The 17,244-nt window shown below is 66.5% G+C and carries 16 protein-coding genes; 5 read left to right on the forward strand and 11 right to left on the reverse strand.

Annotated elements, in window-relative coordinates:
• The first annotated feature begins 3 nt into the window (after window positions 1-3).
• A complete protein-coding gene (pgaC, locus tag CR918_RS12170; RefSeq protein ID WP_189914630.1) occupies window positions 4-1,251 on the forward strand; it encodes a poly-beta-1,6-N-acetyl-D-glucosamine synthase in 1,248 nt (415 codons plus the stop codon).
• Window positions 1,248-1,739 (forward strand): poly-beta-1,6-N-acetyl-D-glucosamine biosynthesis protein PgaD, encoded by a 492-nt coding sequence (pgaD, locus tag CR918_RS12175; RefSeq protein WP_099784817.1) that lies wholly within the window; start codon window positions 1,248-1,250, stop codon window positions 1,737-1,739. Before pgaC ends, pgaD begins: the two co-directional genes overlap by 4 nt.
• Before the next feature lie 557 nt (window positions 1,740-2,296).
• On the opposite strand, the gene CR918_RS12180 is transcribed toward pgaD, so the two are convergent.
• From CR918_RS12180 to CR918_RS12230, 11 genes are all read right to left on the reverse strand, one after another.
• Window positions 2,297-3,568, reverse strand: a complete 1,272-nt coding sequence (locus tag CR918_RS12180) for a glutamate-5-semialdehyde dehydrogenase (RefSeq protein WP_099843088.1) — start codon at window positions 3,566-3,568, stop codon at window positions 2,297-2,299.
• Complete coding sequence (proB, locus tag CR918_RS12185; protein WP_025876437.1) at window positions 3,565-4,722, reverse strand: glutamate 5-kinase; 1,158 nt, start codon at window positions 4,720-4,722, stop codon at window positions 3,565-3,567. The genes CR918_RS12180 and proB overlap by 4 nt, the downstream gene beginning before the upstream one ends.
• A 10-nt stretch (window positions 4,723-4,732) precedes the next feature.
• Window positions 4,733-4,996, reverse strand: a complete 264-nt coding sequence (locus tag CR918_RS12190) for a YciI family protein (RefSeq protein ID WP_033831568.1) — start codon at window positions 4,994-4,996, stop codon at window positions 4,733-4,735.
• Window positions 4,996-6,291: an argininosuccinate lyase gene (gene argH, locus CR918_RS12195; protein WP_033831569.1), complete on the reverse strand. Its 1,296-nt coding sequence runs from the start codon at window positions 6,289-6,291 to the stop codon at window positions 4,996-4,998. Before argH ends, CR918_RS12190 begins: the two co-directional genes overlap by 1 nt.
• Window positions 6,292-6,310: 19 nt before the next feature.
• On the reverse strand, window positions 6,311-7,267 hold the full coding sequence (argC, locus tag CR918_RS12200) for an N-acetyl-gamma-glutamyl-phosphate reductase (RefSeq protein ID WP_093820477.1): 957 nt from the start codon (window positions 7,265-7,267) through the stop codon (window positions 6,311-6,313).
• Window positions 7,268-7,277: 10 nt separating this feature from the next.
• Entirely contained in the window at window positions 7,278-7,877 is a 600-nt protein-coding gene (locus CR918_RS12205; protein WP_099843090.1) for a GNAT family N-acetyltransferase, read from the reverse strand.
• A 5-nt stretch (window positions 7,878-7,882) separates the two neighbouring features.
• The gene (locus CR918_RS12210; protein ID WP_025876427.1) at window positions 7,883-9,211 is read right to left on the reverse strand and encodes an acetylglutamate kinase; all 1,329 of its coding nucleotides are present in this window, start codon (window positions 9,209-9,211) and stop codon (window positions 7,883-7,885) included.
• Between the two features lie 74 nt (window positions 9,212-9,285).
• Window positions 9,286-10,374 (reverse strand): acetylornithine deacetylase, encoded by a 1,089-nt coding sequence (locus tag CR918_RS12215; protein WP_099843092.1) that lies wholly within the window; start codon window positions 10,372-10,374, stop codon window positions 9,286-9,288.
• Window positions 10,375-10,520: 146 nt separating this feature from the next.
• On the reverse strand, window positions 10,521-11,714 hold the full coding sequence (locus tag CR918_RS12220) for an argininosuccinate synthase (protein ID WP_093820483.1): 1,194 nt from the start codon (window positions 11,712-11,714) through the stop codon (window positions 10,521-10,523).
• Window positions 11,715-11,785: 71 nt separating this feature from the next.
• Window positions 11,786-12,796, reverse strand: coding sequence for an N-acetylornithine carbamoyltransferase (locus tag CR918_RS12225; RefSeq protein WP_099843094.1), 1,011 nt, complete (start codon window positions 12,794-12,796; stop codon window positions 11,786-11,788).
• A gap of 329 nt (window positions 12,797-13,125) precedes the next feature.
• Window positions 13,126-13,689 (reverse strand): glycine zipper 2TM domain-containing protein, encoded by a 564-nt coding sequence (locus CR918_RS12230; RefSeq protein WP_025876420.1) that lies wholly within the window; start codon window positions 13,687-13,689, stop codon window positions 13,126-13,128.
• 187 nt (window positions 13,690-13,876) lie between these two features.
• On the opposite strand from CR918_RS12230, the gene cysS reads away from it, so the two are divergent.
• The 3 genes from cysS to CR918_RS12245 are packed head-to-tail and all read left to right on the forward strand — an operon-like array spanning window position 13,877 to window position 17,005.
• Window positions 13,877-15,253: a cysteine--tRNA ligase gene (gene cysS / locus CR918_RS12235; protein WP_099843096.1), complete on the forward strand. Its 1,377-nt coding sequence runs from the start codon at window positions 13,877-13,879 to the stop codon at window positions 15,251-15,253.
• Window positions 15,254-15,308: 55 nt separating this feature from the next.
• Window positions 15,309-15,761, forward strand: a complete 453-nt coding sequence (locus CR918_RS12240) for a SufE family protein (protein ID WP_093820487.1) — start codon at window positions 15,309-15,311, stop codon at window positions 15,759-15,761.
• Window positions 15,758-17,005, forward strand: a complete 1,248-nt coding sequence (locus CR918_RS12245; RefSeq protein WP_032978720.1) for an MFS transporter — start codon at window positions 15,758-15,760, stop codon at window positions 17,003-17,005. The genes CR918_RS12240 and CR918_RS12245 overlap by 4 nt, the downstream gene beginning before the upstream one ends.
• Window positions 17,006-17,244: the final 239 nt, after the last annotated feature.

The raw sequence follows: 17,244 nt of genomic DNA on the forward strand, positions 1-17,244 counted from the left end.
GACATGAATCCGTGGCTCAACGCCATGTTCCAGTTCGCCTTCTTCTACCCCATGGTGATGGCGTTCTTCTGGATGTCCGGGGGCCTGTACTACTTCTTCCGCCGTGAGCGGAAGTCGCGGCCGCGCAACGACCCACCACCGATGGCGGAGTATCCGTTCGCCAGCCTGCTGATCCCGTGCCACAACGAATCGGCGAACCTGGACGACACCCTCGGCGCGGCATTGGCCCAGCGCTATCCGGACTTTGAGGTGATCGCCATCAACGATGGCAGCACCGACGACACCGGCACCCGCCTGGACGCGCTTGCAGCGCTTCATCCGCGCCTGCGCGTGGTCCACCTGGACCGCAACCTGGGCAAGGCCAACGCGTTGCGCATGGGCGCGCTGGCCGCGAGGTCGGAGTACCTGGTGTGCATCGATGGTGATGCCATGCTGGAAGAGTTCGCCATGCACTGGATGGTCTGGCACCTGACCAGCGGCCCACGCGTGGGTGCGGTGACCGGCAACCCGCGCATCCGCAACCGCTCCACCCTGCTCGGCCGCCTGCAGGTGGCGGAGTTCTCCTCGATCATCGGCATGATCAAGCGCGCCCAACGCGTGTACGGTCGCATCTTCACCGTGTCCGGCGTCATTGCCGCGTTCCGTCGCACCGCCCTGCATCGCATCGGCTACTGGGCCGATGACATGGTCACCGAGGACATCGACATCAGCTGGCGGCTGCAGCTGGATCATTGGGACATCCGTTACGAGCCCAATGCGCTGTGCTTCATCCTGATGCCGGAAACGCTGAAGGGCCTGTGGCGGCAGCGACTGCGCTGGGCACAGGGCGGCGTGGAAGTCCTGCTGCGCCACGGCTCCTCGTTGTTCAGCTGGCGCAAGCGGCGGATGTGGGGCGTGCTGCTGGAATACATCCTCAGCGTGCTGTGGGCCTACACCATGCTGGTGATCATCCTGCTGTGGGCAGTGGGCAAGTTCATCCCGATGCCGCCGTCGCTGTACATCGACACGTTGCTGCCGCAATGGCATGGCGTGATCCTGGCCCTGGTCTGCCTGCTGCAGTTCGCCAGCAGTCTGATCATCGACAGGCGTTACGAAACGCATATCGGCCGCAACTATTTCTGGGTCATCTGGTACCCGATGGCGTACTGGTTGATCAGCCTGTTCACCACGCTGGTGGCGCTGCCGAAGACCCTTCTCCGGCGGCGTGGCAAGCGTGCCACCTGGGTCAGCCCAGACAGAGGTATCCGATGAACGCACATCGCCAGACGACTGCCAGGACGCCGTCCAACCGCTTCGACTCGCGCCTGATCCAGAAACCGCGCAAGCAGCCTCGCCTGCAGCGTACTGCCTGGGGCTTTGTGACCCTGGCATTCTGGGGGTTCTACTTCTACCTGTGGGCACCGCTGGTCACGCTGGTGTCCTGGTTGCTCGGTGGGCAGCTGGCGTGGCTGCAGCTGTACGAGCGCAAGCAGCATCTGGACCCGTTCGTGATCATCGCCCTGCCGGTGATCCTGGCGTGCTGTGCGCTGCTGCTGATCGCCTGGGCCGAGTACAACCGCTACCGCTTCGCCGGCAAGGAACGGCGCGGCCCGCACGAGGACGCAAGTCGTGCGGAGATCGCCCATTCGCTGGGTGCCAGCGATCAGCTTGCCGAACAGATGTTCGGTGCCAAGGCCATCACCCTGCACATGGATGAGCATGCACGGCCGCTGGGCATGACCGCGCAGCTGTTGAGGTAACGGGGGTTCGGCCGGGCGGTGCCCGGCACCCGCAGAGGCAGCGGCCAAGGCAACAGCAACAGCTGGCATTCCGTGGGAGGCGGGGCGGTGTCGGATTGCGGGGACGCCGCAAGTACGTCCTTGTAGGCTTGGCAGCCGCATCCATGCGGCTGACACCCCGCAATCCGACACCGCCCCACCTTCGACAGATTCCCGGTGACGGTGGGTCCATCTCAATCGAAATCGAAATCGAAATCGAATATTCGACAATTGAACGAAAAGCATCCACGCATGGCGTGGATCTACGTGTCGACCAAGGTCGACACCCACCAAGAGCAAGTCATGCCATCCCGACAGATTGCGGAGATCTGTCGAAGGCGGGGTGGGTCCGGTTGCGGGGGTGTCCGCGGCATGGATGCCGCGGCCAAGCCCCCATGGACGGGTTCACGGCGTCCCCCGCAACCGGACCCACCCCGCCATCCCGCAGGAACCCCGCTGTTGCCGTTGCCGTTGCATTTGCGGTTGCTTCCGCTGTTGCCGTGGCCTCTGCGGGTGCCGGGCGCAGCCCGGCTGTGACCCTACCTTCGGACCTGGCCTTCGCCGCGTACCACGAACCGTTCGACTGTCAGCGCTTCCAGCCCCATCGGGCCATAGGCGTGCAGGCGCGTGGTGGAGATGCCGATCTCGCTGCCGAGGCCAAGCTGGCCACCATCGGAAAAACGCGAAGACGCGTTGACCATCACCACCGCCGAGCGCAATGCGCTGACGAAACGCTCGGCACTGGCTACGTCTTCAGTGGCGATCACTTCGGTGTGGTCGGAGGTATAGGTACGGATGTGCGCGATCGCTGCATCAAGATCGTCGACCACGCGGACCGCCAGTACCAGATCAAGGAATTCGGCGGCATAGTCGTCTTCGCTGGCCGCGGTGCTCCCCGGCAGCAATGGCTGCGCGCGCTCGTCTGCGCGCAGCTGCACGCCACGTTCGGCCAGCGCCTGTGCAGCACGCGGCAGGAACGCTGCGGCAATGTCCCGGTGCACCAGCAGGGTTTCCAGTGAATTGCACGCGGACGGGCGACTGCACTTGCCGTCCACCAGCAGATCGACTGACTTGTCGAGATCGGCACTGGCATCGACGAACAGGTGGCAGACGCCCTTGTAGTGCTTGATCACCGGTACCCGTGCGTGCTCGGCGACGAAGCGGATCAGGCCTTCGCCACCGCGCGGGATGGCCAGGTCGATCAGTTCGTGCAGCTGCAGCAGTTCCAGCATTGCTTCGCGACGCAGGTCGGTCAGCACCGTCACAGCGGCAGGGGGCACGCCGTTGGCCTTCAATGCCCCCGCCAACGCCTGGGCGATGGCGGTATTGGAATGGATCGCCTCCGAGCCTCCACGCAGGATCACGCCGTTGCCCGCCTTCAGGCACAGCGCGGCGGCTTCGGCGGTCACGTTCGGGCGAGCTTCGTAGATCATCGCGATCACCCCCAGCGGCACGCGCACCTTCTGTACGCGGATGCCGTTCGGACGCACGTCGTCGCGGGTCACCTGCCCGACCGGGTCCGGCAGGCCGGCCACCTCGCGCACGGCGTCGGCCATCGCCAGCAGGCGCGCGGGGTCAAGTGCCAGGCGGTCGAGCATCGCGCTGCCCACGCCTTTGTCGCGGGCGGCGGCCAGGTCGCGTGCATTGCCTGCAAGAATCTGTCCGGCATTGACCTCCAGCGCCTGCGCCATCGCCTGCAGCAGTGCCCTGCGCGCATCGCTGTCCAGGCCGGCAACCACCTGGGCCGCGTCGCGGCAGGCACGGGCCTGCGATTCGATTTCACTCATCGGCATATCCTGCAGTGGGTTCATGGCAGCACCAGATCGTCGCGATGGACGACGGTACCGCCGTAGTTGTAGCCGAGCACGGTCTGGATGTCGCGGGTGTGGCGGCCGGCAATGCGGCGCACGTCATCGGCGGCGTACTGGCTCACACCACGGGCCACGCACACCCGGCCGGCGTCGGTGTTCCAGCATACCTGCACCATGTCACCGCGCCGGAACGCGCCGTCGGCACCGGTGATGCCACCGGGCAACAGCGAGGCCCCCTTCTCGCGCATCGCCTGGGCGGCGCCGGCATCGATCAGGATCGCGCCTTCGGCGAGCGGAGCGTGGCGCAGCCAGTGCTTGCGGGCCGCCTCACGGCTGCGTGCTGCATGGATACGGGTACCGAACAGGCGATCCTGCGCCAGCGCGCGCACCACCTCGCCGCTGCGGCCATTGAACAGGTAGGTTTCGATGCCGACACGGCCGGCCTTGGCTGCGGCCTCCAGCTTGGTGCGCATGCCGCCGGTACCGGCGACCGAACCGGCGCCGCCAGCCATCGCCAGCACGGCATCGTTCAACTCGGCCACTTCATGCAGTGGCCGCGCATCGGCATGCGTGCGCGGATCGGCACTGTAGAGACCGTCGATGTCGGTGGCGATGAACAGTGCATCGGCATCGACCAGCGCTGCCACCGTCGCGGCCAGGTTGTCGTTGTCACCGAGCTTGAGCTCATCCACCGAAACGGTGTCGTTCTCGTTGACCACCGGCAGCGCGCCAAGCCGCAGCAGCTCGTTGAGGGTTGCCCGCGCATTGAGATAGCGGCGGCGGTTGCGCAGATCGTCATGGGTCAGCAGCACCTGCGCCACCGGGCGCTCGAAGAAGCGCTGCCACAGACCGATCAGCTGCGCCTGGCCCAGGGCCGCCAACGCCTGCCGCGCCGCCATCGCCGCACCGGGTTCATCGGCCCGGGGCAGGATCGCGCGGCCGGCAGCGACCGCGCCGGAGGAGACGATGACGACCTCGCGCCCGGCCAGCACGTTGGCCGAAACGAACTGGGCCAGGCCCAGCGCGTGGCGCGGCGACAGGCCACCACCGTCGGCGGCCAGCAGGCTGCTGCCGACCTTGAGCACGGCGCGCCGCCACGACGGCAGCGCTTGTTCGGGGAACGGCGATGCAACGTGGGCGGCGTGGACAGTCATCAGGGGCGCCTCAGCGGGTATTCCATTCATGGACGCTCAGCGCCGATGCCTGCATCGTCACCAGCGGATCTGTGGCGACGATGGCCTGCGCCTGCGCGAGGCTGTCGAGGTTGCACAGCACATAGGCGCCACCACTGCCGTCGGCAAAGCCGCCGGTCAGCTGCAGCCGGCCCTCGGCCTGCAACGCATCGAGGAAGTCGCGGTGCGGCTGCACCACGGCGTCGTTGAAGCCCGGCAGGCGCATCGCCAGCACCAGGTAGACGGTGCCGGCCATCAGGACAGCGCCTGCCAGCGCGCGCGCAGTTCATCCAGGCGCAGGTCCGACGCCGAACCCGGCGATACGCGCGCCGCCAGGCTGCCTTCCGGCGTGCGCCCCTGCCCTGCACTGTCGGCACCGGCAGCAGCAGCCTTGTAGGCCTCGCGGAACGGTACGCCCGCTACCGCAGCTTCCACCGCGACATCGGTGGCATACATGCCCGAATCGATCGCTGCACGCAGCTTGTCATCGCGCCATTCCAGGTTGGCCAGCAGCGCCGGCAGCAGTTCAAGCGCGGCCAGGCCGCGCCCGAAGCCGTGGAAGATGGCGCCCTTGGACGACTGCAGGTCGCGGTGGTAGCCCGACGGCAGCGACAGCAGCTGCTCGATTTCGGTGCGTGCAGCGGCGACGCTGGCATGGGTCGCGCGCATCAGCTCGATCACGTCCGGATTGCGCTTGTTGGGCATGATCGAACTGCCGGTGGTGTACTGCGCCGGCAACGCGACGAAACCGAATTCGGCGCTGGTGAACAGCGACAGGTCCCAGGCAATGCGGCGCAGGTCCAGGGTGGCACCGCCCAGCGCTTCCAGCGCGGCCAGTTCGAACTTGCCACGCGACAGCTGCGCGTAGATCGGCGAGATCTGCATGCGCGCAAAGCCGAGCGCGGCGGTGGTGTGCTCGCGATCCAGCGGCAGGTTCACGCCGTAACCGGCGGCGGTGCCAAGCGGATTGGCATCGACCAGTGCATGGGTATCGCGGGCACGCACGGCGTTGTCGATGAAGGCTTCGGCCCAACCGGCCCACCACATGCCGGCCGAGGACACCACGGCACGCTGGATGTGGGTGTAACCGGGAATCGGCAGATGCTGCTCGGCCTGCGCACGGTCAAGTGCCACCTTTGCCACTTCGGCGCTGACCTGCGCCACGCGCTGCAGCTTTTCCTTCAACCACAGCCGGGTGGCGACCAGGATCTGGTCGTTGCGGCTGCGGCCGGTGTGGATCTTGCGGCCGGCATCGCCAAGGCGCTCGGTCAACCGTGCCTCGATCGCCGAATGGCCATCCTCATACTGCGTATCCAGCACGAAACGGCCTTCGCGGAAGTCCTGTGCCAGCACCTCAAGTTCACGCAGCAACCCGGCCAGTTCGTCGGCGCTGAGGATGCCGATGTGCTGCAAGCCCTGCGCATGCGCGGCACTGGCAGCAATGTCATGCAGGAAGAACTCGCGATCGAGGATCACGTCGTCGCCAGCGAGGAAGGTCTGGATCTGGGCATCGACAGCGACGCCTGGCTTCTGCCAAAGAAGGTCTGCCATGGGGAGCTCCTGTACGGTTTCAGTGCGGGATCGACGTCAGTTCGTCGATGCCCAGCGCAAGATTGAGGTTCTGCATGGCCTGGGTGGCCGCGCCCTTGAGCAGGTTGTCCAGGGTCGCCACCACCACCACCCGCTTGCCGCCCGGGGCGAGCGTGAAGCCGCCGACCTGGGCACCGTGGCGGCCAGCGATGCGGCTCACCCACGGCGCCTCGTCCACGACCTCGATGAGTGCTTCACCGGCGTAGGCCTGCTGGAAGCGCTCGACGATCTGCTCGCGGGTCTGCACGCGGTTCAACCACAGGTTGGCGGTGAGGGTGATGCCACGGAAATGCGGCGCGACGTGCGGCATGAATTCGACCGCCACGCCCAGCTGCACGGAAACCTCGCGCTCATGCACGTGGTTGGTCAGCGCGTACGGCATCAGGTTGTCGGCCAGCAGTTCAACGTTGTTCTTGTCCGACGGCGAGGTGCCCGCACCCGAGTAGCCGGAAACGCCGAAGCACTGCGGCGGACCAGCCAGCAGATCCAGCAGCGGATGGATCGCCAGCTGCATCGCGGTGGCATAGCAGCCGGGGTTGCTGATGTGCTTCTGTCCGCGGTAACGGCTGCGGGTAAGCTCGGGCAGGCCGTAGTACCAGGTGTTGTCGAAACGGTAGTCGGCCGACAGGTCGACGATCACCGTGTCCGGCTTCGCCGTTTCCAGCGCCGCCACGAACGGCGCGGCCAGGCCGTTGGGCAGGGCCAGGATCACCGCGTCCACGCCCTTGGCGGCAACGGCGTCGGCGTCGAGATTCTCGAACTGCAGTTCGCCCTGCCATTGCGGGTAGTGGTCGGACACGCGCTGCCCGGCCAGTTCGCGCGAGGACACGAAACCCAGCTGCAGGTTCGGATGCGCTGCCACCAGGCGGATCAGCTCGGCGCCGGTATGGCCGCGGGCGCCGACGATGCCGACGGTGAACGAGGAGGAAGTGCTCATGCGTGCGTGCTCATGCGTGCGAATCGAGGCGGTGCTGCAGGTGGCGTTTCACGCCCTGCCATTCCGCATCGATGATGGAGAAGATGACGGTGTCGCGCGGCGTGCCGTCGGGATGCCGGCGGTGATTGCGCAGCACGCCATCCTGCTTGGCGCCCAGGCGTGCGATCGCGGTGCGCGAGGTGAAGTTGAACCAGCTGGTTTCAAACACCACGCTCAGGCATTCCAGCCGCTCGAAGGCATGGCTGAGCAGCATCAGCTTGGTTTCGGAGTTGACCCCGGTGCGCTGCACCGATTCGCCATACCAGGTGTAGCCGATGCTCAGCCGCGGTACGTCCGGTTGCAGATCGTAGTAACGGGTGGTGCCGACGATCTGGTCGTTGGCATCGAACACCACGAACGGCAGCACCTTGCCTTCGGCCTGTGCCTGCAGCGCCGCCTGCACATAGCAGGTCATGGCCTTCGCATCGGGCACCTGGGTGTACCAGAGCCTGGACAGCGCGCCTTCGCCCAACGCGCCGCGCAGGCCATCGATGTGGCTCATCTGCAGCGGTTCCAGCCGCGCATGCGTGCCGGTCAACGTGGGTACCCGGGTCCAGTCTGCGTGGTTCATCGCGCTCAGCCCTCCAGGCTCGGCGCACGCACCGCGCAGTGGTCGACATAGGTCCTGATCCGGTCGATGCCATCGGCACCGTACCAGAACACCTTCCAATGACCCTGCTTGTAGCAGCCATCGGACTCGGCGTAGTAGAAGTGGTTGATCGGGTTGCCGTTGCGCGAGCGCCAGAACAGCTGCGGGGTTTCCTCGCGCATCACGTTCCAGACCGCGCGGCCAAGCCCTTCGCCCTGCGCATCATCGAGCACGGCGAACTTGTCCAGGTACACGCCCTCGGCCTCATCGGTGAGGATCACCGCCGTGCGGTAGTTCTCGCTGACGTACGCGCGCAGCAGCGTGGTCCTCTCGAAATAGTCCGGCACCAGGGTGCGGCCGAAACTGGATTCGATCAGGCCCTTCAGGCGCGGCAGGTCCAGCTCGCTCCAAGCGGTTGCACGCAGCACCTTCTCGCCCTTGCGCACCAGCGTTCCCGAGCCCTTGTGGGTGAACAGTTCCTTGGCCAGGTCGGCCGGCCGGGTGATCGACACCGACGATTCCAGCGGCAACCGGTCCAGCAGGGACTTGATCTGTTCGATCTTCACCTTCATGCCACCGTGGATCCACGGTTGCGCGATCAGGTGGTCGTACTCGGTGGACAGGTTGATCGAATCAATCACGCTGCCCTGCTCGTCCAGCAGGCCGCCGGTACCGGTCAGGAAGATGATCTTGTACGGCTGCAGCTCCTGCACCAGTTCGTTGGCGGCGAAGTCGGCATTGACGTTGAGGATCTGCCCACCGGCGGTCTCGCCCAGGCTGGTGATGACCGGGATCGAGCCGGCACGCAGGCTGGCCTCGATCGGCGCCAGGTTGACCTTCTTCACCTCGCCGACCAGGCCGTAGGTGTCCAGGCCCAGGTACTCCGCCTCGAACACGCCGCCGGTGATGGAGGTGGCGCGCGCGCCGTTCTGCTGCAGCGCTTCGACCAGGCGCAGGTTGGATTGCTGGAACACCCGGCGCACGATCGCCAGCGCTTCCGGCGAGGTCACCCGCAGGCCGTTGACCGTCTGCTTTTCAATGCCGGCGGCCGACAGTTCCGCATCCAGCTGCGGGCCGGCGCCATGCAGCACGATCGGGGTCAGGCCGACTTCCTGCAGGAACGACAGCGAGGAGGTCAGCGCGTCGAGATCGTCGCGCAGCACCGCGCCGCCGACCTTGACCACGGCGAAGCGCTTGGCGTCCAGCTGCGAAAAGCGCTTGAGGTACTGGCTGATCTCCTTCGCGCTGGCCATGCTCGAAAGCAGGCGCACGATGGTCTGGCGGGTCTGGCGGTGGGGCTGGAGGGCAGGAGACATTTCGGTTTCGTCACAGGCGGCGGTCGCCGCGTTGCAGTTCCGCCGCGCAGAAGCGCAGCGGCGTTGTGGGTCGATCAGGCGCCGGCGGCGATGATCCGGTGTACGGCGTCGGTATAGCGCTGCAGCTGCTCCAGCGTCACGAACTCATCGGCGGTGTGGGCCTGGGCGATGTCGCCCGGACCGAACACCATCGTGGTGTAGCCACCGGCCGAGAACAGCGACGCCTCGGTCCAGAAGTCCACCGCGTTGCCGATCGGCAGGTCCAGCGCGTCGGCCACGTCGCGCGCCAGCAGGCGGCGGTGCTCGGCTTCGGCGATATCCCCTGCCGGCAGGCTGGGGCCACGGAAGGTTTCGGTGAACAGCGCCGCTTCCGGTTCGGCAAAGCCGGCAAAGGTCGCCAGCAGCACATCGATATCCATCGACGGCAGCGGCCGGAAACCAAAACGCACTTCCGCCGCCGGTGCGATCATGTTGGCCTTGATGCCACCTTCCACGCGCCCGATGTTGAAGCGCAGGCCGGTCAATCCACCGAAGCGTGCCGAGGCCAGCGATTGGACATGGTCCAGCGCGCGGTTGCCCCAGCGCATCGCCTGGTGCAGCGCACTGGCGGCTGCATCCTGCTTGCCCGACGCATGGCCAGCACGGCCGGCGAACTGCATCAGTACCGAGCTGATGCCACGATGCGCGAGCACCGCCTCGCTCATGGTCGGTTCGGCCACCAGCACCGCTTCGTACGCAATGCCCCGGGCCAGGAACGCCGCGATGCAGCGCGGATCGTTGGCTTCTTCATCGCTGGAGAACAGGAAGGCCGCGTCGCCATCACTGGCATTGGCGGCCGCCACCAGCGCCGCGGCCGCGCCCTTGATGTCACACACGCCAAGGCCGACCACGCGGTCGTCCAGGCGGCGCATCACGTGCGGGTCGGCACTCCAGTGCGGCGAGTCCGGCACGGTGTCCAGATGCACGTTGAACAGGTACTTCGGCGTGCCGCGCACGGCATACAGGCTGACCGCGCCGGCGCCATGGTCGATCACCTCCACATTGAACCCGGGCAGGTTGTCGCGCAGGTAATCGAAGATGCCACCGGTGGTGATCGCACGCGGCGGGTTGCGGGTGTCGAAGGACACCAGTGCCTGCAGGTGATCGAGCGTCTGTTCAAGCATGAATCAACAGTTCCTGTGGAATTCCGCCGGGCATGGCCCGGCATGGATATCGTGCTGCCAGCATCCGCCGGGCATGGCCCGGCGCTACCGGAATGCGTGCGCCGCGCCAACGGCGCAGGGTTAAGGTGGAATGCGTGGTCAACCGCTCAGCGGTTGACCTGCGCGTAGAGGGTGGAGCTCATGCCGAACAGCTTGATGAAGCCCTCGGCTTCTTCCACGCCCCAGTCGGCCGACTGCGCATAGGTGGCGCCCTTGGTGTTGAGCAGGTGCGGCGACTTCACCGCAACGGCGTCGACGCGGCCGCCACGGGTTTCCAGCACCACTTCGCCGTTGACCTTGGCCTGCGAAGACTTCAGGAAGGCTTCGATGTCGGTCTTCAGCGGGTCGTGGTAGAAGCCTTCGTACACCAGTTCCACCCACTTGCGCGCCACGTCCGGCTTGAAGCGGTTCTGCTGCTTGGTCAGCACCGCATCTTCCAGCGCGCGGTGCGCGGCCAGCAGCGAGACCAGGCCCGGTGCCTCGAACACGATGCGGCCCTTCAGGCCGATCACGGTGTCGCCGGTGTACACGCCACGGCCGACGCCGTAGGGGGCGAACAGCTTGTTGAGCTGGGCCAGGATCTGCTCGCCCGGCAGTGCCTTGCCATTGAGCTCGACGGCTTCGCCTTCGACGAACTTCAGGGTGACAGTCAGCGCCTGTTCCGGCCACTCGGCGCGCGGTGCGCACCAGCCACGGGCGCCCTCGCCCGGTGCTTCCCAACGATCGATCTCGCCGCCGGACATGGTCAGGCCCAGCAGGTTCTCGTTGATGGTGTAGGCCTGCTGCTTGGCGCGCACGCCGAAGCCACGCTCTTCCAGGTACTTCTGCTCGTAGGCGCGGGTCTGTGTGTGTTCCTTCTGGATCTCGCGGATCGGCGCGATGATCTGGTAGTCGCCCAGGGCCTTCACTGCCAGGTCGAAGCGCACCTGGTCGTTGCCCATGCCGGTGCAGCCGTGGGCGATGATGTTGGTGCCCAGTTCGGCAGCGCGCTTGAGCGCGGCATCGACAATCAGGTAACGGTCCGACACCAGCAGCGGGTACTGGCCCTGGTAGCCCTCGCCGGCCCACACGAACGGCTTGACGAAGCCGGACCAGATGGCCGGACCGCCATCGACGGTCTGGTGGCTGGTGACACCCAGCTCGGCGGCACGCTTCTCGATGAAATCGCGCTCTTCGTCATCCACGCCGCCGGTATCGGCGAACACGGTATGCACGTTGTAGCCGCGCTCCTGCAGGTACGGCACGCAGAAGCTGGTATCAAGGCCGCCGGAGAAGGCGAGAACGACGTCTTTGTTGCTCATGGGGGGTATGTCCTGGTAGCGCCGGGCCATGCCCGGCGGATTGTCTGGAATGCGTGAACGACGTACGAAAATCAGCGGCCGGCAACAGCAGCCATGATCGCCTTCTGCACATGCAGGCGATTCTCGGCTTCGTTGATGGCGATGCACTGCGGCGAATCCATCACGCCGTCGGTCGCCTTGACGTTGCGACGCAGCGGCAGGCAGTGGCTGAACACGCCGTTGTTGGTCAGGGCCATCTTCCGCTCGTCGACGATGAAGTGCTTGAACTGGTCGCGGATCGGCTTCTCCGGCTCCCAGTTGCCGAAGAACGGCAGCGCGCCCCAGCTCTTGGCGTAGACCACGTCGGCACCGACATAGGCACTGTCGATGTCATGGCTGATCTTCAGCGAACCGCCGCTCTCGGCCACGTTCTGCTCGGCCCAGCCCATGTAGCGCTCGTCGAGGATGTAGTCGGCGGTCGGGCACAGCAGCGTCACGTCCATGCCCATGCGGGTGGCGATGGTCAGCGCCGAGTTGGCCACTGCGGTGTTCAGCGGCTTGGGGTGGTAGGTCCAGGTCAGCACGTACTTCTTGCCGCGCAGGTCCTGGGTACCGAAATGCTCCTGCAGGGCCATCACGTGCGCCAGTTCCTGGCACGGATGGGTGATGGTCTCCATGTTGATCACCGGCACCGGCGAGTATCTGGCGAAACTCTCGAGCACGACGTCCTGGCGGTCGTAGGCCCAGTCGACGAACTTCGGGAACGCGCGCACGGCGATGATGTCGCAGTAGCGGCCGAGCACCTTGGCTACTTCAGCGATGTGCTCTTCGGTATCGCCGTCCATCACCGTGCCGAGGTTGAACTCGATCGGCCATGCATCCTTGCCCGGCTGCAGCACCACTGCGTGGGCACCGAGCTGGAACGCGCCCAGCTCGAAACTGGTGCGGGTGCGCATGGACGGATTGAAGAACACCAGCGCGATCGACTTGCCCTTGAGCTGGTCGCCGAGCTTGTTGCGCTTGAACAGCGCAGCCTGGGTCAGCAGCGCGTCAAGTTCGCTGCGGCTCCAGTCCTGGGTGTTCAGGAAGTGCTTGGGGGACATCATCATTCCTTGCATGAGCGGCGCCGAGGGTCGACGCGGTGGAAGGTGGAAGGGAAAACCGGGAACCAGGGTTGTACGAAAAGGTTGCAGATGAAGCTTTCAGAACGCGGAAACGAAAAAACCCAGCCGGCGGGCTGGGTTTTTTTCGGACGAACAGCAGAAAGCTCCGGATTACCCAGCGAGAATGTGGGGTTCCGGTCGACGGGCACGCGACGTCATGCCAGTGGCCTGGCGGGCGGCGCTGCTGTCGTGCTGGAAGTCGGTGAGCTTCATTGGTCGGCAATCTTTACATGCGGCCGGGGCCGGCGCAAGAGGCCGGCGTCGCAGAATCAGGGGGTGCCGGCGGCAGCCTGCTCCGGGCCAACCCAGGGGGTGATCGAAACCCGGATCTTCAGCCGGTTGCCCGGGTCTTCCGGCAGCCGTGAACGGTACTTGGTGCCCTTGTAGACATAGTCCACGTCATAGGCGATGGGGCGGCGGAACTCGCGTCCGACGGGCACGATACGACAGTCCCGGGTCAGCATCGGGCCCGTGTTGGCGGGCGCCGGGGCGGGGGCTTCGGCCGGCAGTTCCTCCAGCACCTCCTCGTCGCTGCGCTTGAACATCGAGCGAACCGAATCCCAGAGGCGGCCGATGCGGCCCTTGTCCTCCACCGGCTCCTCGCCGGTGACGTTGACCGGGGCCAGGGTACGGGTCGAGACCGGCTCGCAGTGCTCCTCGGTGCGGGTGGCACGCAGGGTCTGGAACACCGGCTCCACGTTGAGCACCTGGGCGTAGTCGAACTTCACGTTCTCCACGATCACCACCCGGTTGCGCGGCTCGGCCTCCTGGGCCAGGACCACGGCGGGCAGCGCCGACAGGCAGGCCAGGGTCAGCAACGCGGTGGTTTTCATTGGCGAAGGGAGCAGGGACACGGCAATAGTGTAGGCAGTGGTGACCGCAAGGGGCTGAACATTACCCGTCCGCGCCGTTCCTGCCCACCCCACCCCGGCCGCCGGTGACGTCCACCGGTGGCAACGGTCCCCCCAAAGGGCCCCGACACGTTCTAAAATCACAGGCTTGTCCCCCAGTCACAGACCCATGACCCTGCGCCTGCACAACAACCTGACTCGCCAGCTCGAACCGTTCACCCCGCTCGATCCGGCCTGTCCGACCCTGTATGTGTGCGGCCCGACGGTCTACAACTACGTACACATCGGCAACGCCCGTGGGCCGGTGGTGTTCGGGGTGCTGGCCGACCTGCTGCGTCGGCGCTTCGGTGCCCTGCGCTACGCCCGCAACATCACCGACGTGGACGACAAGATCAACACCGCCGCGCGCGAGCAGGACGTGCCGATCAGCACCATCACCGACCGTTTCGCTGCTGCCTACCGTGAAGACATGGCCGCGCTGGGCGTGGTGCCGCCGGACATCGAGCCGGAAGTGACCGCGCACATGGCGCAGATCATCACCATGATCGAGCAGCTGGTCAGCAGCGGGCATGCCTACGCCGCCGAGGGCCACGTGCTGTTCGCCGTCGGCAGTTTCGAGGGCTACGGCAAGCTGTCGCGCCGCGATCCGGACGAGATGCTGGCCGGCGCCCGGGTCGAGGTCGCTCCCTACAAGCGCGCCCCCGGCGACTTCGTGCTGTGGAAGCCGTCCAGCGACGACCTGCCGGGCTGGGAATCGCCCTGGGGCCGCGGCCGTCCGGGCTGGCACATCGAATGCTCGGCGATGGCCGCCGCGCACCTGGGCGAGACCATCGACATCCATGCCGGCGGCGTCGACCTGCAGTTCCCGCACCACGAAAACGAGATCGCACAGAGCGAGTGCGCGCACGGCGGCAAGGTGTTCGCGCGCTTCTGGCTGCACAACGGCATGCTCAACTTCGGCGGCGCCAAGATGAGCAAGTCGATCGGCAACATCGAGCGCGTCCACGACCTGGTGCGCAGGCATGCCCCCGAGGCGCTGCGCCTGGCGTTGCTGTCGGCCCACTACCGGCAGCCGCTGGACTGGTCCGATGCGCTGATCGAACAGTCCGGCCGCACCCTCGACCGCCTGTACGGCACCCTGCGCGAGCTGGCCGACGTTGCCGCCACCGCGGTGATCCCGGCAGAGATCGAAGCGGCATTGGATGACGATCTCAACACGCCGCAGGCGCTGGCCGAAGTGGCCCGTATCGCCGGTGAAGCGCGCCGCGCCACCGATCCTGGCGAACGCGCACGGTTGAAGAGTGAACTGCTTGGCGCCGGCCTCGCCCTGGGCCTGCTGCAGGCCGATCCGGCGCAATGGTTCGGCAACGCCGCCGGCGACAGCGACGACGATGCGCGTATCCAGGGCCTGATCGACGAACGCGCGGCAGCCAAGCAGGCACGTGACTTCGCCCGTTCCGACGCCATCCGCGACCAGCTGGCCGCCGAAGGCATCGTGCTGGAAGACACCCCGCAGGGCGTGCGCTGGTCGCGCAAGCGCGGCTGACCTGCCCTGCCCCGTGGCCGGTCCGCCGGCCACGCTCCCTACTGTAGAGACTGTTGTGATCGACTCCCCGTTCCCGCTTGAACCCACCGCCGCCGAGGCACAGACGGCCATCGCCGAGGAATTCGGTTTCTTCGGCGACTGGTCCGAGCGCTACCAGTACCTGATCGACCTCGGCCGCAAGCTGCCCGCCTTCCCGGACGCGTGGAAGACCGAAGAGCACCGCCTGCTCGGTTGCCAGTCGATGGTCTGGATCGTGCCGGAAGGCAACGCGCAGTCGCTGCGCTTCCACGCCATCAGCGATTCGGCCATCGTTTCCGGCCTGATCTTCCTGGCGCTGCGCGTGTACTCCGGGCGCAGCGCGCAGGAGATCCTGGCCACCGAACCCAGCTATATCCAGGACATCGGTCTGGCCCGCCACCTGTCGCCGACCCGCAGCAACGGCGTGGCGGCGATGCTGGCGTTCATCCGCGAGACCGCGCAGGCCCAGCTGCAGCGCGATCCGTCGTGAGCGAGCCCGCCACGGCCGAAGACACCGCGCTGGGCCTGCTGTCCCGACCCGGTTTCGCCAGGCTGCTGGCGTATCGCATCTTCGCGATGCTGTCCTACCAGGTGGTCGCGGTCACCGTCGGTTGGCACATCTACGAAGTCACCCGCAATCCGTTCTCGCTGGGCCTGATCGGCCTGGCCGAGGTGCTGCCGTTCTTCTGCGTGGCCCCGTTCGCCGGTTATCTGGTGGATCATCTGCCGCGCCGCAAGCTGGGCATGGTCGCCTGTTCCGGCCTGGTCGCCACTGCGCTGGTGCTGACCAGCGTGGCCAAGGGCTGGCTGCCGGTTGAGGGCGTGTGGCCGATCTATGCGGCGATCGCACTGACCGGCATGGTCCGCGCCTTCCTGTCGCCGATCTACAACGCACTGTTCGCCCGGGTGTTGGCACGCGAGCACTTCGCCCGTGGCGCCGGCCTTGGCGCCGTGGTGTTCCAGGCCGGCATGATCGCCGGCCCGGCACTGGGTGGCGTGCTGGTCGGCTTCGGTGGCAAGGGCCTGTCCTATGCGGTGGCCACGGCCTTCGCGCTGGTGGCGATGGGCTGCCTGGCCACGCTGAAGGTGGAAGAGCCGGTGCATGCCGGCCCAGCCGCCCCGATCTTCAAGAGCATTGCCGAAGGCGCGCGCTTCGTGGTCGGCAACCGGATCATGGTCGGCGCCATGGCGCTGGACATGTTCTCGGTACTGCTGGGCGGTGTGGTGGCGATGCTGCCGGCGTTCCTGCACGAGATCCTGCATCACGGCCCGGAGGGCTTGGGCATCCTGCGCGCGGCGCCGGCACTGGGTTCGGTGTGCGTGGGCCTGTGGCTGGCGCGCCACCCCCTGCACCGCAATGCCGGTCGGGTGCTGCTGTTCGCGGTCGCCGGCTTCGGCCTGTGCGTGATCGGCTTCGGCCTGTCCCAGCACTTCTGGCTGTCGGCGTTGATCCTGCTGTTCTACGGCGCCTTCGACGGCGTGTCGGTGGTGATCCGCTCCACCATCCTGCAGCTGGCCACGCCGGAAGAGATGCGCGGCCGGGTATCGTCTATCAACGGCATCTTCATCAGTTCGTCCAACGAACTGGGCGCGTTCTATGCCGGCACCATGGCCAAGGTGCTGGGGCTGGTACCGGCGGTGGTACTGGGCGGATTCGCGGTGCTGAGCGTGGCCGGGGTCACTGCATGGAAGAACCCGACGCTGCGGAAATTGAATCTGCGCGATCTGCAATAGAGCGGATTTCCGTGCGCACACGCGCCGGTAGCGCCGGGCCATGCCCGGCGGGCGCTTTCCGCGACCGCGGCGGGGTGTCACTTTCTTTGCGCGCGCAAAGAAAGTAACCAAAGAAACGCGCCGCCATCCGCGAGCCGGTGCTGCGCACCGGTGCCCTGCGCTCCTCGGTGAATCAGGGGACGGCACCGAACTCGCTGCGCTCAAACAGCGGCGCCTCTTCGCCCCTGATTCCCCTGCGG

The organism is Stenotrophomonas indicatrix, from assembly GCF_002750975.1.
Classification (GTDB): Bacteria; Pseudomonadota; Gammaproteobacteria; order Xanthomonadales; family Xanthomonadaceae; genus Stenotrophomonas; species Stenotrophomonas indicatrix.

Coding starts and splice junctions, on each gene's coding strand:
- pgaC (WP_189914630.1), top strand. CDS start 4: ATGAATCCGTGGCTCAACGCCATGTTCCAGTTCGCCTTCTTCTACCCC.
- pgaD (WP_099784817.1), top strand. CDS start 1,248: ATGAACGCACATCGCCAGACGACTGCCAGGACGCCGTCCAACCGCTTC.
- CR918_RS12180 (WP_099843088.1), bottom strand. CDS start 3,568: ATGAACCCACTGCAGGATATGCCGATGAGTGAAATCGAATCGCAGGCC.
- proB (WP_025876437.1), bottom strand. CDS start 4,722: ATGACTGTCCACGCCGCCCACGTTGCATCGCCGTTCCCCGAACAAGCG.
- CR918_RS12190 (WP_033831568.1), bottom strand. CDS start 4,996: ATGGCCGGCACCGTCTACCTGGTGCTGGCGATGCGCCTGCCGGGCTTC.
- argH (WP_033831569.1), bottom strand. CDS start 6,291: ATGGCAGACCTTCTTTGGCAGAAGCCAGGCGTCGCTGTCGATGCCCAG.
- argC (WP_093820477.1), bottom strand. CDS start 7,267: ATGAGCACTTCCTCCTCGTTCACCGTCGGCATCGTCGGCGCCCGCGGC.
- CR918_RS12205 (WP_099843090.1), bottom strand. CDS start 7,877: ATGAACCACGCAGACTGGACCCGGGTACCCACGTTGACCGGCACGCAT.
- CR918_RS12210 (WP_025876427.1), bottom strand. CDS start 9,211: ATGTCTCCTGCCCTCCAGCCCCACCGCCAGACCCGCCAGACCATCGTG.
- CR918_RS12215 (WP_099843092.1), bottom strand. CDS start 10,374: ATGCTTGAACAGACGCTCGATCACCTGCAGGCACTGGTGTCCTTCGAC.
- CR918_RS12220 (WP_093820483.1), bottom strand. CDS start 11,714: ATGAGCAACAAAGACGTCGTTCTCGCCTTCTCCGGCGGCCTTGATACC.
- CR918_RS12225 (WP_099843094.1), bottom strand. CDS start 12,796: ATGTCCCCCAAGCACTTCCTGAACACCCAGGACTGGAGCCGCAGCGAA.
- CR918_RS12230 (WP_025876420.1), bottom strand. CDS start 13,689: ATGAAAACCACCGCGTTGCTGACCCTGGCCTGCCTGTCGGCGCTGCCC.
- cysS (WP_099843096.1), top strand. CDS start 13,877: ATGACCCTGCGCCTGCACAACAACCTGACTCGCCAGCTCGAACCGTTC.